General features: G+C 56.7%; 12 protein-coding genes. 6 read left to right on the forward strand and 6 right to left on the reverse strand.

Going from position 1 to position 13,773, the window contains the following annotated elements; translation table 11 throughout:
- The first annotated feature begins 9 nt into the window (after positions 1 to 9).
- Positions 10 to 765 carry a porin family protein gene (locus tag EQG79_RS01035; RefSeq protein WP_240699236.1) on the forward strand — a complete coding sequence of 252 codons (756 nt, stop codon included), beginning with the start codon at positions 10 to 12 and terminating at the stop codon, positions 763 to 765.
- Between the two features lie 79 nt (positions 766 to 844).
- Here EQG79_RS01035 and EQG79_RS01040 read toward each other — a convergent pair whose 3' ends face one another.
- Entirely contained in the window at positions 845 to 1,252 is a 408-nt protein-coding gene (locus EQG79_RS01040; RefSeq protein ID WP_077919952.1) for a DUF4332 domain-containing protein, read from the reverse strand.
- A 482-nt stretch (positions 1,253 to 1,734) separates the two neighbouring features.
- On the opposite strand from EQG79_RS01040, the gene EQG79_RS01050 reads away from it, so the two are divergent.
- On the forward strand, positions 1,735 to 2,322 hold the full coding sequence (locus EQG79_RS01050; RefSeq protein ID WP_077920102.1) for a hypothetical protein: 588 nt from the start codon (positions 1,735 to 1,737) through the stop codon (positions 2,320 to 2,322).
- 64 nt (positions 2,323 to 2,386) lie between these two features.
- Here EQG79_RS01050 and EQG79_RS01055 read toward each other — a convergent pair whose 3' ends face one another.
- A complete protein-coding gene (locus tag EQG79_RS01055) occupies positions 2,387 to 3,319 on the reverse strand; it encodes a DUF2279 domain-containing protein (RefSeq protein WP_129599146.1) in 933 nt (310 codons plus the stop codon).
- Positions 3,320 to 3,339: 20 nt separating this feature from the next.
- On the reverse strand, positions 3,340 to 4,335 hold the full coding sequence (locus EQG79_RS01060) for a DUF1028 domain-containing protein (protein ID WP_077919955.1): 996 nt from the start codon (positions 4,333 to 4,335) through the stop codon (positions 3,340 to 3,342).
- Between the two features lie 120 nt (positions 4,336 to 4,455).
- On the opposite strand from EQG79_RS01060, the gene EQG79_RS01065 reads away from it, so the two are divergent.
- The 3 genes from EQG79_RS01065 (at position 4,456) to ggt (ending at position 9,775) form a co-directional block, all read left to right on the forward strand.
- On the forward strand, positions 4,456 to 6,162 hold the full coding sequence (locus EQG79_RS01065) for a DUF6909 family protein (RefSeq protein ID WP_077920103.1): 1,707 nt from the start codon (positions 4,456 to 4,458) through the stop codon (positions 6,160 to 6,162).
- A 262-nt stretch (positions 6,163 to 6,424) separates the two neighbouring features.
- On the forward strand, positions 6,425 to 7,957 hold the full coding sequence (locus tag EQG79_RS01070) for a malate:quinone oxidoreductase (protein WP_077919956.1): 1,533 nt from the start codon (positions 6,425 to 6,427) through the stop codon (positions 7,955 to 7,957).
- 120 nt (positions 7,958 to 8,077) lie between these two features.
- A complete protein-coding gene (ggt, locus tag EQG79_RS01075) occupies positions 8,078 to 9,775 on the forward strand; it encodes a gamma-glutamyltransferase (RefSeq protein WP_129599149.1) in 1,698 nt (565 codons plus the stop codon).
- A gap of 29 nt (positions 9,776 to 9,804) precedes the next feature.
- Here the strand turns inward: ggt and EQG79_RS01080 are convergent, their stop codons facing one another.
- The 3 genes from EQG79_RS01080 to fumC all read right to left on the reverse strand — a co-directional run bounded on the left by EQG79_RS01080 (position 9,805) and on the right by fumC (position 13,098).
- Entirely contained in the window at positions 9,805 to 10,710 is a 906-nt protein-coding gene (locus EQG79_RS01080; RefSeq protein ID WP_129599152.1) for an FtsZ/tubulin family protein, read from the reverse strand.
- Between the two features lie 159 nt (positions 10,711 to 10,869).
- The gene (locus EQG79_RS01085) at positions 10,870 to 11,577 is read right to left on the reverse strand and encodes a hypothetical protein (protein ID WP_129599155.1); all 708 of its coding nucleotides are present in this window, start codon (positions 11,575 to 11,577) and stop codon (positions 10,870 to 10,872) included.
- A 117-nt stretch (positions 11,578 to 11,694) separates the two neighbouring features.
- The gene (gene fumC, locus EQG79_RS01090; protein WP_077919960.1) at positions 11,695 to 13,098 is read right to left on the reverse strand and encodes a class II fumarate hydratase; all 1,404 of its coding nucleotides are present in this window, start codon (positions 13,096 to 13,098) and stop codon (positions 11,695 to 11,697) included.
- Between the two features lie 217 nt (positions 13,099 to 13,315).
- Here fumC and EQG79_RS01095 point away from each other — a divergent pair, with 217 nt between their 5' ends.
- A complete protein-coding gene (locus tag EQG79_RS01095) occupies positions 13,316 to 13,732 on the forward strand; it encodes a helix-turn-helix domain-containing protein (protein ID WP_077919961.1) in 417 nt (138 codons plus the stop codon).
- The last annotated feature ends 41 nt before the right edge of the window (positions 13,733 to 13,773 follow it).

Raw genomic sequence — 13,773 nt, forward strand, 5'->3', positions numbered from 1 at the left:
CAATACGCTTTGAAAAACACGATACAACGGCTCAGCTTTTGTTTGGCCTTCCTGCTGCTTTCTGGCCCGGTTGTTCACGCCCAGCTCCGGCTCGACCTCGAATCGGGTCTTGTTCTCGGCACTCCTTATAACGAAGTCCGCATCCCCAATACGGGCGGCACTCTCGTTGACCTATCAACCGAACTGTCGGCTCAACCAACCGCCTTTTACCGTATTCGGCTGGGTTATACCATTAACAACCGACACACAATCTCTGCGCTATATGCTCCCCTTACGGTTCGTTACGATGGGGCTTTCGATCGGGATGTGAATTACAATGGTCTGATTTTTCCGGCCGGGCAGGCCACCCGGGTCAACTATACTTTCAACTCATACCGGCTAACGTATCGGTACGATTTTGTAGCCGACGAGCGCTGGCGGGTAGGTTTGGGCTTCACGGGCAAAATCAGGGATGCCAATGTTCAGTTTGCGAACGAAACCAGCAATCGGGATACGAATTTCGATAACCTGGGGTTTGTGCCGCTGATCAACTTTTATGTCAGCTACCGGCCCACGCAACGGCTGGGCCTGCTGCTGGAGGGCGATGCGCTGGGGGCCAGACAGGGCCGGGCCGAAGATATTTTTGCGGGAGCTACTTACCAGCTCAGCGATGCTTTCGGTCTGAAAGCCGGGTACCGGGTCGTGGAAGGCGGTGCCAACGTCGATACGATTTATAACTTCACCTGGATCAACTACGCATCGGCCGGGCTGCTCATAACCCTCTAAACGAAACTCGTCCTGCGGGCAATCGATCCAATCAATCTTCCGCAGGACGAGTCAATATCATCCGGGTGCGTTGCTGCCTTTAGTATTCCAGCATACCAGGCAGGCTCTTGGCCTGCTCAACAAAATCGCTCACCTGCTCTACAGACGGCGGCCGTTGCGTAAACTGCCGTTTCTTGTTGATCTCAATCAATTTTGCATGCAGATTGTTGGGCGACCGCTGGGCCAGTTCCTTCACCGTATCCACCCCGGCTTCTTCCATCAGATCACTGTATACCCGACCAATTCCCTTGATTCGGGCCAGATCGGCCCGATTGGCCAGTTCCAGAATAGCGGTTGCATCGACACCAGCTGCTGAGGCCAGCGTTTTACGACCGCCCGGGGTTTTTGCGGCTTCCAGAAGCGCGTCACTGTCGCCTAAACCTTGCCCTTTCAGGGCGTTTAGAACGGCATCCGTAATACCGCGCAGTTCTCCTAACGTAACACTCATTGCAAAAAGAGGATATGGGTTAAACAGAGGTAATCGGCCCGACCTTCAGGCCGCAGAGTACTTTTTCAACGAACAAGGTACTTTCTTCGGGTATCGTTTAAAAGAAATTTTTTCTGAGCGGTAAAGCTGTCCGGGTGCATTTGCGCGTACTCTCGCGCCCATATTACGTAGCGATCTGGCTCCTGCTCCCGGAACCGATTGGCATCTATCTTCTTCTTTAGCAGATAGTTATCAAATAGTTCATCCATTTATTTAGTCTTTATCAAAGCAGCACACTCGTTGTAGCATCAACCGCGATTCCTTCCGGGTGGGGGCGTAAAGTTAAACTACTTACTGTTTAGATCAAGAGAAGCAGTCGGCCCTAGTTCATTATTCCCAGACGCCTACGGAGTGAATGGTCTGCCAGAAATATACACTATATTGTTTTGGTATCGGGAAGGAGTATGTTTGCACGGTTTATTTCCATTCATTCATTATTCATTATGAAGCGAGTCTTAATTGTTCTATTCACACTGGCAGCCTTCTCGGCTACGGCGCAGGAGTACAAGCCATTCAAAGTAAACCTGTCTCTAGGTTTTGCCAAACCGCTGTCGTCGGGCGCGTCAGGTGGGGTATTGTTTGCCATCGAACCCAAATACGGGATCACCGACAATATTGATCTTGGCCTGCGCCTGGAGTCGGCTCTTGTAGCGCGGGCGGTGATCAGTAGCGGCAACACCGTTTCGGGGGAGATCGGCGCGTTCGGCTCGTACCTGATAACCGGTAATTACCTGTTCGGAACGGGCGGAGTACGCCCTTTCCTGGGTCTGGGCGCTGGGCTGTACAGCATCGCTTCGGGCGGTGTCGTAACAGTGGTCGATGGCCAGACACCGGAAGATGTCACCCTGGTTGGCGCTACCAAATTTGGCGGCATGATCCGGGGCGGCATCAAGGCCGGTCACTTCGTTCTGGGCGTAGAATACAATGCGGTCCCGACCACGTCTAACCGGCTGACGAATACGACCATCGAGAGCAAAAACGCCTACCTCGGCGTGAAAGTAGGCTTCGACATTGGCGGAGGGCGGTACTAAGCCAGCCGTGATCGAGCGACTAAAAGAGAGAAAGAGCGGCCATAATAACCGCTCTTTCTCTCTTTTAGTCCTCTGGTACCTGCCAGGGGTGGAAGCGGAGGCCTTTTACACGGCTGAATTCAAGTGTCGGGGCCGGTATCTTAAAAAACTGGGCGGTACCGATGAACCGCTGCAACGACGGGCTGAACGTGCCAACCCTCGACAGATCTGCGTCGGGCGAGATAAAGAACTGTCGGTACCGCTCGAACCTGACTTCATTGCCATTAGCGTCCCAGACCCTGGGGTTATCGTGCCCCCCGATCATACCGCTTCCGCTGTAGCCGATATCCAGATTCAGCCAGCGCGGAAACTGAGGGCCAACCGGTACGACCGACGCCAGATTAACCGATAGCCAGTATTGCTGCCCATTATAGTCTTTAAGCAGTTGCTGCCCGGTTGTTTTTCCGAGCAGATTGGGCCGGTACTGGGGAAAAATGGTTTTCCGGAACCCGTACTTCAGGGTAACGATCTGCTGCCCGGCCCCGTACTGCTGGCCCATAAACAAAGCGGTTCCGGCCGCGTTGGCGAGCATATCGCCCTTCGAAAAGCCCCATCCTTCAGAATAGCCGTCGAAAACCTCCAGCGTACTCTGAAACAGCAGCGCCAGCAAACCGCCGGTCAGGATGCTGGTTCGCTCGTTTACCCCGCTCCAGCGCATGAGTTCGTAACCGCCCCGGCTCATGCAGTAGGCCGTAGCCGCGTGACCGACCTTGTCCATCTGCAACCACTCCCGATTGTCGTTGAACGCGTGAAAAGGCACCCGCTTTTTGTACCACTGCTTTCGCAGCACCAGTAGCGTTACGGTATAGAAAGCCGCGGTTCCGGCCACCACGCCAATAAAGCGCCCCTGTCTGATACCAGACGGGTCGGGCCTGGTCGACATAACCGGCTGGGGCTGAGCAAAGGTGCTGACTGCCAGCAGCCAGGCCAGCAAGAAGGCGTAGAGCCTGTAGTTCATGGCCTAAAAATAGCCGATAATCAGTTGACCAGCTTCGCTAATTCCGCGGCCGATACGGTTAGTAGCCCGACTTTGGGCAACCGCCGGGTCAGTTCCCGCCAGTTGGGATCGGCCTCGTAAATTCGTTTCAGCATGACCACCGCCCGATCAACCTGTTTGGTATTGGCGAGGGCAATGGCCGTCCAGTACTGCATCTCCAGATTGGCCGGAAACAGCTTCATGGCCGCGCCGTACTCGTCCATAGCCCCTTTCATATCATTCTTTTCGGTGGCCAGATCGCCCCGGTTCATGTGTTCGTAAGCCCGATGCGTCCGTAACAGCCGGTCCAGCTCGGCCAGCGGCTGTTCGGCATCATCGACGCGCAGGTCGACCAGGTGATTATCGTCCCAGGGGGTGTCTGATGCGCGGCCTTTCACCATCAACAGCACCGCCGACTGCCGGCCACGAATGTCGCCACCGGCGGCCTGGGCGGCCTGCAGGGCCGAGAGTACCCGTTCGGGCAGGGGCATGCCGGCGTTTTTCTCGAATGCCCCCGCCATTGCCGCAGGCACCGTGTTGTTCAGCATCATATTGGCCTGAACCGAATAGGTAGCCCCTTTCTGATGACCGGCGAAGTCGATGCATTTTTTACCGGTATGCACGGCTACATTGCCCTTAGCGTCGGCAATAGCAACCTGCCGTACATCCCGCCCCTCGTCGGTACGCAGCAACTCATCCAGGGCCTGCTGGGCCGTTTTTCCCGCTTTGAGTAGCGCCAGCCCCCGCATACCAAATGATTTGTTGGTGAACGACTGCGTAGCGACCACCCCTACCCCGGCCTCGCCCCACGACACCGAGGTACCCACCGAGAACCAGTGGCTCTGAACGCCAACGGCCAGGTCGCCGGTTTTTTCGTCGCGGGCAACGATAGAAAACGTATGGGCAAACGGTTCGGGCTGGCCATTGCTGCCTATTCGTACGTGTTGGGCCAGGGCGGGGGCCGTTAGAAGCAGAAAAAAGAGAATACGTTTACGCATGATTGATGAGTGGTTGTCATCATCAAATGTACGCGTGCGGGGCAATTTCACAAGGAGTTAACCGACCCGATACACCAGACCATGTAACTTGCGAATCAATTTGATTCGCTGCCTATCGTCATGAACGATCAACCATCTCCCCCACTCACCCGCGCTCAGGAGTCGCGCGTTGCTATTGAACGGCTTTATATTACCATGCGTCACCTCTTTAACCGGGGGTTTTACAAACCATCGGGCGTATCGGGCGAAGAGATCCGACGGGCGTTGCTGACGCTGCAACCCGAAATCTACGGACTCGTTGGCGACCCCCAGCGGGTTGAGCTCGACGGTCTGGTTTACGTCATGGACCGGCTCCCTAAGGGGATTGAAGCCTGTCGGGTCATCACCCTGGCCTCGCGCGAAGGGTTCGAGAATTCCCATTTCCCGGTGCTCGTACCTGCCAAGCGTCGGCGCAACTGCTACCGTATCGATCAGGAGCAGATGGTCATTGAGGTAACCAACGGCCGAAGCGAAATCTACGATATCCTGACCCACCTGACCTTCATGTTTATGGAGGCCGACAAGATCAGGCGCAACGCCTTCCAGGAGCGGGGTAGTAAATCGCGCGAGTGGGAAAAGCTCGAAGCCATCATCCGGTCGGGCGGCACCGTTACCGACGATGAGCGGGAGCTGGCCCTGACCTACCTGAGTTCTATACTGGGGCGCACGTTTGAAGAAACCCAGCGGGCCTACCGGCGTTTCGAAGAAACCGCGGGCACCAACAACGGCTTGTTTCAGATTGTCTACGGCCTGGGCAGCGTTTCGATCAGCGAGGTACGCGAATCGAACGTAGACCGGGAAATTAACTTCACCCCCATGCTGCGCGAACGCATCGGCCAGCATCTCTATGGCGAGCGCTGGGCGACCCGCATCAAACAATACATCTGGCAAAACAACCTGCAGGACCGGCCGCTGCACATCATCAGCGCCAATCCGCACAGTGTCATGAATTGCCTCTACGCACCGGCCGCCCTGAAAGGAACCACCACCTGGGATAACCTCTACGACCTGGCCATGACCCTGAGCCAGCCAAACCAGCGGGAGCTGCGGGAGCAGGTCGCTCGGTACGCAGCCGAGCATGGCATGCATGTGCTGGAAGACACCGCTGGCACCAGTTTGCTGGTACAGCTGATCGATCTGTCGCGCTGTGACGTATCGAACCTGCCCGCCGAACTGAACCCCGACCCGGTCTATGTTCAGGAAAACCAACCCCTGCTGCTGGTCATGGACTACGCCTTCGGCGAGCAGGCTTTCGAGACGATGGACGAACTGCTGAAGCCCTACGAACGCCAGAGCGAATCGGCAACCCTGAAAGTAGCCTCGGTGACGATCATGGGCAAAGCCGGTATCCTGACCGGCGACAAAGGGGACCTGATGATTCCGACATCACACATCTTTGAGGGCACCGCCGACAACTACCCGCTGGATAATGACTTCAGCAAAGACGATTTCGAAGGCAACGGGCTGGCCGTCTACGAAGGCGCCATGATTACCGTACTGGGCACGTCGTTACAGAACAAGGATATCCTCAGCTACTTCTGCAATTCGTCCTGGAAAGCCATTGGGCTGGAAATGGAAGGAGCCCACTACCAGAAAGCGATTCAGGCCCACCTCAAAATCAGGAACAGCGTACCGGCCGACGTGAAAGTGCGATACGCCTATTACGCATCGGACAACCCGCTGCTGACCGGCGCTACGCTGGCATCGGGCAGTCTGGGTACGCTGGGGGTCAAGCCGACCTACCTGATCACCATGAAGTGGCTCGAAAAGGTACTGCGGGCCAGCTAAACTACGGCATAACACGCTGTCGACTGGCTGAGGGTATTATGCCGGAAGGCCCTGCCCCAGAGCCACATCGGTCTTAGTGTGCGCTCAGCCAACCCATTGGGATCGTGGCTGGGCGCACCTTTTTTTGGTACTGCTACGGGATAAAGTTGCGTTTTCCCAGAAACCTCACGGATCGGCCCCTTTACGGAGCAACAGCCTTACTTTTCCGAACATCAGACCTACTAATTTTGTAGATGAGTATGGGAATCCCCCAGCTACCATTATGGCAAAACATACGAATACAACTGAAAAAGGTCCTGATGTCGTGTTGATTGGAGCCGGTATCATGAGCGCCACCCTCGGTGTCATGCTCAAGGAACTGCAACCCAGCATCACGATCGAGATTTACGAGCGTCTGGACAGTGCCGCAGCAGAAAGCTCCGACGCCTGGAACAACGCCGGTACGGGTCACTCAGCCTTCTGCGAACTTAACTACACCCCCGAGCGCGAAGACGGCAGCGTTGAGACCGCCAAAGCCATCAAGATTGCCGAATCGTTCGAGCAGTCGAAGCAGTTCTGGGCCTACCTGGTTGAACAGGGTTTCCTGAAAGATGCGCCCAACTTCATCCGCTCCATTCCCCACATGAGCTTTGTCTGGGGCGAAGACAACGTGAACTACCTGCACAAACGCTACGACGCACTCCAGCAGAACTACCTCTTCCACGGCATGCAGTATTCCGAAGAGCCTGCTCAACTGGCCGAGTGGATGCCGCTGGTAATGGAAGGCCGCGACCCGGCACAGCCCGTTGCCGCCACCCGGATGGATATCGGTACCGACGTCAACTTCGGCGCGCTGACCCGCTGCCTGTTCGAGAAGTTACAGCAGATGGACGGCGTAACCATGCATTTTGGCTATGACGTGCGCGATCTGTGGCGCTCCAAAAGTCTGGGCGGCTGGAAAATCAGAGTTGAAAACCTGAACGACGGTAAAACCCGCGATGTACAGACCGAGTTTGTCTTTATCGGAGCAGGCGGTGGTTCGCTGCGCCTGCTCGAAAAATCCGACATTCCCGAGAGCCGCGGCTACGGGGGCTTCCCGGTAAGTGGGCAGTGGCTCAAATGCACCAACCGCGCTGTTATTGAACAGCATCACGCCAAGGTCTACGGGAAAGCTTCGGTTGGCGCCCCTCCCATGTCGGTGCCGCACCTGGATACTCGTATGATCGATGGCAAACAGGAGTTACTATTCGGACCTTACGCGGGGTTCTCGACCAAGTTCCTTAAAAGCGGCTCGTACCTCGACCTGCCCAAGTCGATTCAGTTGAGCAACATGGCTCCTATGCTGATGGCGGGTCTGCATAACATACCGCTGACGCGCTACCTGATTCAGCAGGTGATGCAGTCGCCCGAGGATCGGCTCAACGCCCTGCGCGAATACTTTCCCAACGCTCAGATGAACGACTGGGAGCTGGAGATTGCCGGTCAGCGGGTACAGGTCATCAAAAAAGATGAGGAAGAGGGGGGCGTTCTTGAGTTCGGCACCGAAGTCGTGAGCGCGGCCGATGGCAGCATTGCCGCCCTGCTGGGGGCTTCGCCGGGCGCGTCGACGGCGGTATCGATCATGCTCGACCTCATCAAGCGGTGCTTCCCGGAGCAAATGAACTCGGCCGACTGGCAGACCAAGCTGAAGCAGATGATTCCGTCCTATGGGCAGGTACTGGCCAACAATCCGGAACTGGGTCAGCAACTCCGCCGGCAAACCAGCGAAGTGCTGGGACTGACCACCGACGAGCAAACACCTGAGGTAACCCGTTAGCATACCCTACGTTAGGGTATCCTACGCCAGAGCGATGTTACTGCATAAATAGCTCGATTTACGTATCTTGTGCCACGGCCGCCTGGTCGTGGCACATCTTTTTTTAGCCCTGCCCCACCCATGAACAAGCTGATCGCTACCCTCTGTCTGCTGATTCTGTTGCTTCCCCGTCTGATCGCCCAGGACCGGCTCAGCGGCAAATCCTTTGCCACCCGGGCGGTCGTGATGGCTCGTCACGGTATGGCCTGCACCTCGCATCCGCTCTCGACGCAGGCCGCGCTTCAGGTGCTGCGCTCGGGCGGTAACGCCATCGATGCCGCTATTGCCGCCAACGCGATGGAAGGCCTGGTAGAGCCGCACGTAAACGGGATCGGGGGCGATCTGTTTGCCATCGTGTGGGATGCCAAAACCAAAAAACTGTACGGTCTCAACGCATCGGGGCGGTCGCCCTATACGCTGACCCTGGCCGAGTTCCAGAAACGGGGGCTGACACACATCCCCGCCGACGGTCCCCTACCGGTATCGGTGCCGGGTTGCGTGGATGGGTGGTTCTCGCTGCACAAACGGTTTGGTAAAGCACCCATGACCGATATTCTTTCCCACGCGATCCGATACGCCCGCGAAGGCTACCCCGTTCATGACGAAGCGGCTTTTTACTGGCCCACAATGGTTGCGCGCTTCGGCAAGTACCCTAACGTTAAAGAAACCTACGCCCCCACCGGAGCCGCGCCCAAGCGGGGCGAGCTGTTCAGAAATCCGGCGCTGGCCAACACCCTCGAAAAAATTGCCAAAGGCGGTCGGGATGCGTTTTATAAAGGCGATATAGCGCAGACGATCGACGCGTTCATGAAAAAGATGGGCGGCTACCTGAGTGCCCGCGACCTGGCCGATCATACCTCCGAGTGGGTCGAACCCGTATCGACCAACTACCGCGGGTACGACGTTTGGGAGCTGCCCCCCAACAGCCAGGGTATCGCGGCCCTGCAGATGCTGAACATACTGGAAGGCTACGATTTCTCGACAATTCCCTGGGGTAGCCCGGAACACATTCACCGGTTCGTTGAAGCCAAGAAGCTGGCCTTCGAAGACCGGGCCAGATATTACGCCGACCCGGCCTTTGCTACGATTCCGGTTCAGGCGCTGATCAGTAAACCCTACGCGGCAGAACGGCGAGCCCTGATCGACCTGAACCGGGCCGCCAGCCGGGTCGATGCGGGTAACCCGGCGCTCAAACAGGGCGACACCATCTACCTCACGGTGGCCGACGAAGAGGGTAATATGGTATCGCTGATCCAGAGCAACTACCGCGGATTCGGGTCGGGCATGGTTCCTGATGGGCTGGGCTTTATGCTTCAGGACCGGGGCGAGTTATATAGCCTCATCGACGGGCAAAATAACACTTACGCCCCCCACAAACGGCCCTTCCAGACCATTATTCCGGCTTTCATCACCAAAGACGGGCAGCCTTTTATGAGTTTCGGGGTGATGGGAGGAAGTTTTCAGCCGCTGGGTCATGTTCAGATCGTGATGAACATGATCGACTACGGCATGAACCCACAGGAAGCGGGCGATGCCCCCCGGATCGACCACCAGGGATCATCGGAACCGACGGGCGAGAAAATGACCGACTCCGGTCTGATTACCCTCGAGTCGGGCTACCCCTACGAAACCATCCGCGAGCTGATGCGCAGGGGGCATAAGGTAGGCTATGGCCTGGGCGGATACGGCGGCTATCAGGCCATTATGTACGATGCCAAGAACAAGATCTACCACGGCGCTACAGAATCCCGAAAAGACGGGCAGGCAGCGGGTTTCTAAACCTTGTTATGGACCAAAGGCGTGAGTGGCTATCGGCTGGTCTGGCCAGCTGAAGCGTCCGTAACGGGCATCCCGATCAGTACCGACACATCGAGCCATTCGCCCTGTTCAGGATCGGCAAACATCCCGAGCTTAAACATACGGGGCTCGGTTTTGACGACATCACTGACCCAGTTTGACAGGTCCACGTGTTCACGCACAAGCAGCGGCTTATCGTCGCTGTAACTCATAACCAGCAACACCCGGTATACGCCCGATTCGCTGGTTGCCAGCTGCTGGTTCAGCTGACGAGTGAGTTCCTGCATAATCTCGGCCGACCGGCTTTGGCCCCTGGCTCTGGCCGTTGTCAGCGTTAATCGTGCCTTACTGACCACTTTTTTAAAGTCCATAAAATCGACATGACCCAGCATGGACTCGCCGAACGTAGCCAGTTTGCCAACCGCGCTGGTAAACTGATCAACCTGCTGCGACCAGGCCGTTTCTGACAGCGGGTATACCCAGAGGCTGTCGGCCTCGGCCTGCAGGCGATGCATGGTCTGGTTAGCCAGATCCTGCTGCGCAGCCTCCAGATCTGGCGGCAAGCCAATACACACTACCGTAAACAGCCCGTATTCGGCCAGTAGCTCGACCAGGATTGGCGCCAGTTCGCAGTCGGCAGGTGTTCGAAGATCCGTTACGACAAGGGCTAGCTCACCCAGCGCCGGCAACTCATTAAACGCATCGGCCAGGTGCCACTTCGCGTCGGCACGCTCCCTCCCGGACTCCACAAACAGTTTATTGGGTATCGGAGAGGCCCGAAGCCGGTCCGGATCGGTATCGCAGAGGATCGGGACAAGGTTCCGGATAGCTGTCTTGTGCAGCTGATTGCCAACGGCAGTTCCGGTTTCGCCAAGGCCTATCAACGCGATGGCCGGGTTTTCTGAATCGTAGAACATGGGCACGTAGAGAGGTTTGACCGATTACCAAACGGGTTGCCTGGGCAGCTATACACCAAAAAGGCATTGGGCTGTTGTTTTAACCGAACTTACCCAATAAGTGAGACGCCTTGTTAGTAAATGGTGTATCCTGACCCCAGAGGCTCCGATCTGCGGGGTTCAGTGTGTAAACAGATCCGTCTGCTTCTCCGACGCTTTCCGGCGTAACTGACGTAGCGATGACACATGAGCCACCAGCACAATGGGCACCACCACCGATGGCAGCCATACAAACGGAAAATAGAGGATGGCTATGTTGGGCTGACTGAACGCAATCTGCTGAACAGGCGAGGGAACAGCCATAGCCGCAGTCAGCACGATATTGACCAGCAAACCCAGACAGATCAGATTCCATATCAACAACCCCCGCCCAGACAACCGCTTCCGGACAAATGCCAGATAGTATACCACCGGCGCCGTCAGACCAGACACGATATCGACGTTCCGTCCTTCGAAGGTCATTTCCTTCGGCACCGCGCCAGCAACGAACAGCCAGAACAGCACCAGCTCGACCGGGATGCGTACGGTATGCAGTAAAGTCAGCTGGTCCAGCCGGAGCGAATCGAGAAACCGACGCCCCCCGGCGGTTCGCAGCAGCCCAATCAGTACCAGAAGCGGGGGAATCACCAGGGCCGGAAAACGCGGAGGCATCGCATCGGTCTGCCGGTAAAACCCCGCCAGACTCAGGCCCGCCTGAAGCGCCATCCAGGCCAGAAGAACGACCAATACCAGGATCGACTGCCGACTGGCCCGGTAAAACAGCCAGACCGTGGCCAGCGTCGTGGCGCCGAAGACAAGGCTAACGTACAGAGGAAGTTGATGGAGCATAAGGCGGTGGCGAAAGTACCCGACAAAGTACAACCTGGCGCGGCCCGAAACAACACGGGCCGGATGCTGTCATCCGGCCCGTGTTGTTTCGGGTGTTTAGTTCGGCAGGGGCTATCGTCAGGCAGGCAGCTCGCCAACCATATCGCCGGGCTTCACCCATTCGTTAAACTCGTCTTCGGTCAGGTAGCCCAGTTGCAGGGCCGTTTCTTTCAGCGTAGAGCCATTTTTATGGGCGGTTTGTGCAATTTCGGCGGCTTTGTAGTAGCCAATTTTGGTATTCAGCGCCGTTACCAGCATCAGCGACGAATCGACGTGCTTTTTGATGTTGGCTTCGATCGGCTCGATCCCTTCGGCACATTTGTCGTTGAACGATACGCATACGTCGCCAATGAGCCGGGCCGAATGCAGGAAATTATAGATCATAACCGGCTTGAATACGTTCAGCTCGAAATGGCCGTTCATACCGCCGATGTTGATCGCTACGTCGTTGCCCATCACCTGCGCGGCCACCATCGTCATGGCTTCGCACTGGGTCGGGTTTACCTTACCTGGCATGATGCTGCTGCCCGGCTCGTTGTCCGGAATGTGTAACTCGCCAATCCCCGCCCGCGGACCGCTCGACAGCATGCGGATGTCGTTGCCGATCTTCATCAGGCTGGCCGCTACCGTTTTCAGCGCGCCGTGGGCTTCTACAATGGCATCGTGGGCCGCCAGGGCTTCAAACTTATTCTCGGCTGTAACGAACGGCAGACCGGTCAGGCTGGCAATGTGTTTGGCCACGTTGTCAGCGTAGTTGGGCGGGGTGTTTATCCCCGTTCCGACGGCCGTACCGCCCAGCGCCAGCTCGCTCAGGTGAGCCAGCGAGTTGTTGATTGCCCGCAAACCGTGATCGAGCTGAGACACATATCCCGAAAACTCCTGCCCCACCGTGAGCGGGGTCGCGTCCATGAAGTGGGTGCGGCCAATCTTTACGACGTGCATAAAGGCCTTCGCCTTGGCCGCCAGCGTATCGCGCAGTTTGGTAATGCCCGGAATGGTCACGTCCAGCAGGATCTTGTAGGCGGCAATGTGCATGGCCGTCGGGAAGGTATCGTTACTCGACTGCGACTTGTTTACATCATCGTTCGGGTGCAGCGCCTTCTTCTCGTCGGTAAGCGATCCGCCCTGCAGCACGTGCGCCCGGTAGGCCACCACCTCGTTGACGTTCATATTCGACTGGGTACCCGAGCCGGTTTGCCAGACAACCAGCGGAAACTGATCGTCCAGCGTTCCTTCCAGAATTTCGTCGCAGACGCGGCCGATCAGTTCTGCTTTTTCCGGCGCCAGCACCCCGGCATCGAGGTTGGTCAGCGCAGCCGCTTTCTTGAGGTACGCAAACGCCCGGATAATTTCGCGGGGCATTTTATTGATGTCCTGAGCAATTTTAAAATTCTCGATGGAACGCTGCGTCTGCGCGCCCCAGTAAACGTTGGCCGGCACCTGAACCTGGCCCATCGTGTCTTTCTCGATGCGGTATTCCATGTGGTAAGAGCGAAAGAGTGAAGGAGTCAGCGACGGAACAGGTACCAGGCCTGGAATCCGTTCCGTCGCTGACTCTTTAAAATCCGGCTGCAAAGGTACAGGGGGGCCGGTGTTTTCCCATGGGTCTGGTCACTTTGCGCCACGAATTGCCGGGCGATACTGATCAAAACAGCACGTAAAATGGTTCATTGGGTAACCCCTGGCTTATCGATCGAACATGGCCGCTTACACATTACCCAAGAAAATAGCCGCCCGGCAGCACGAAATCACTGCCGACTTCCTGATGGTGATTGACCGACATCTGGCCGACCTGCTGGCCGGACGGGTTACCGAGATGTATGAGATTCGGGACATAGCCGACGAGCTGCACATTCATCCCACCCACCTGAGCAACACTATCAAGCTCACAACGGGCCAGGCACCCTGCTACTTCTTCGAAGAAAAAATCATGACCATAGCCCGGTCCATGCTAACCGATCCACAGCAGTCCGTTGCCAGCATTGCCGCTATACTCACCTTCGACCCCTCCAACTTCACCAAGTTCTTCAAGCGGTTTCAGGGAGTCACTCCGAAGCAGTACCGCGAGGAGTACTGGCGGGCGGAGCGCGAAAAAACTGAAATGCTCACCATTTAAACGGAAACTGTCACCATAGCCTAACCCGTCGGGACCAGCAA

The organism is Spirosoma sordidisoli (assembly GCF_004138325.1).
Classification (GTDB): domain Bacteria; phylum Bacteroidota; class Bacteroidia; order Cytophagales; family Spirosomataceae; genus Spirosoma; species Spirosoma sordidisoli.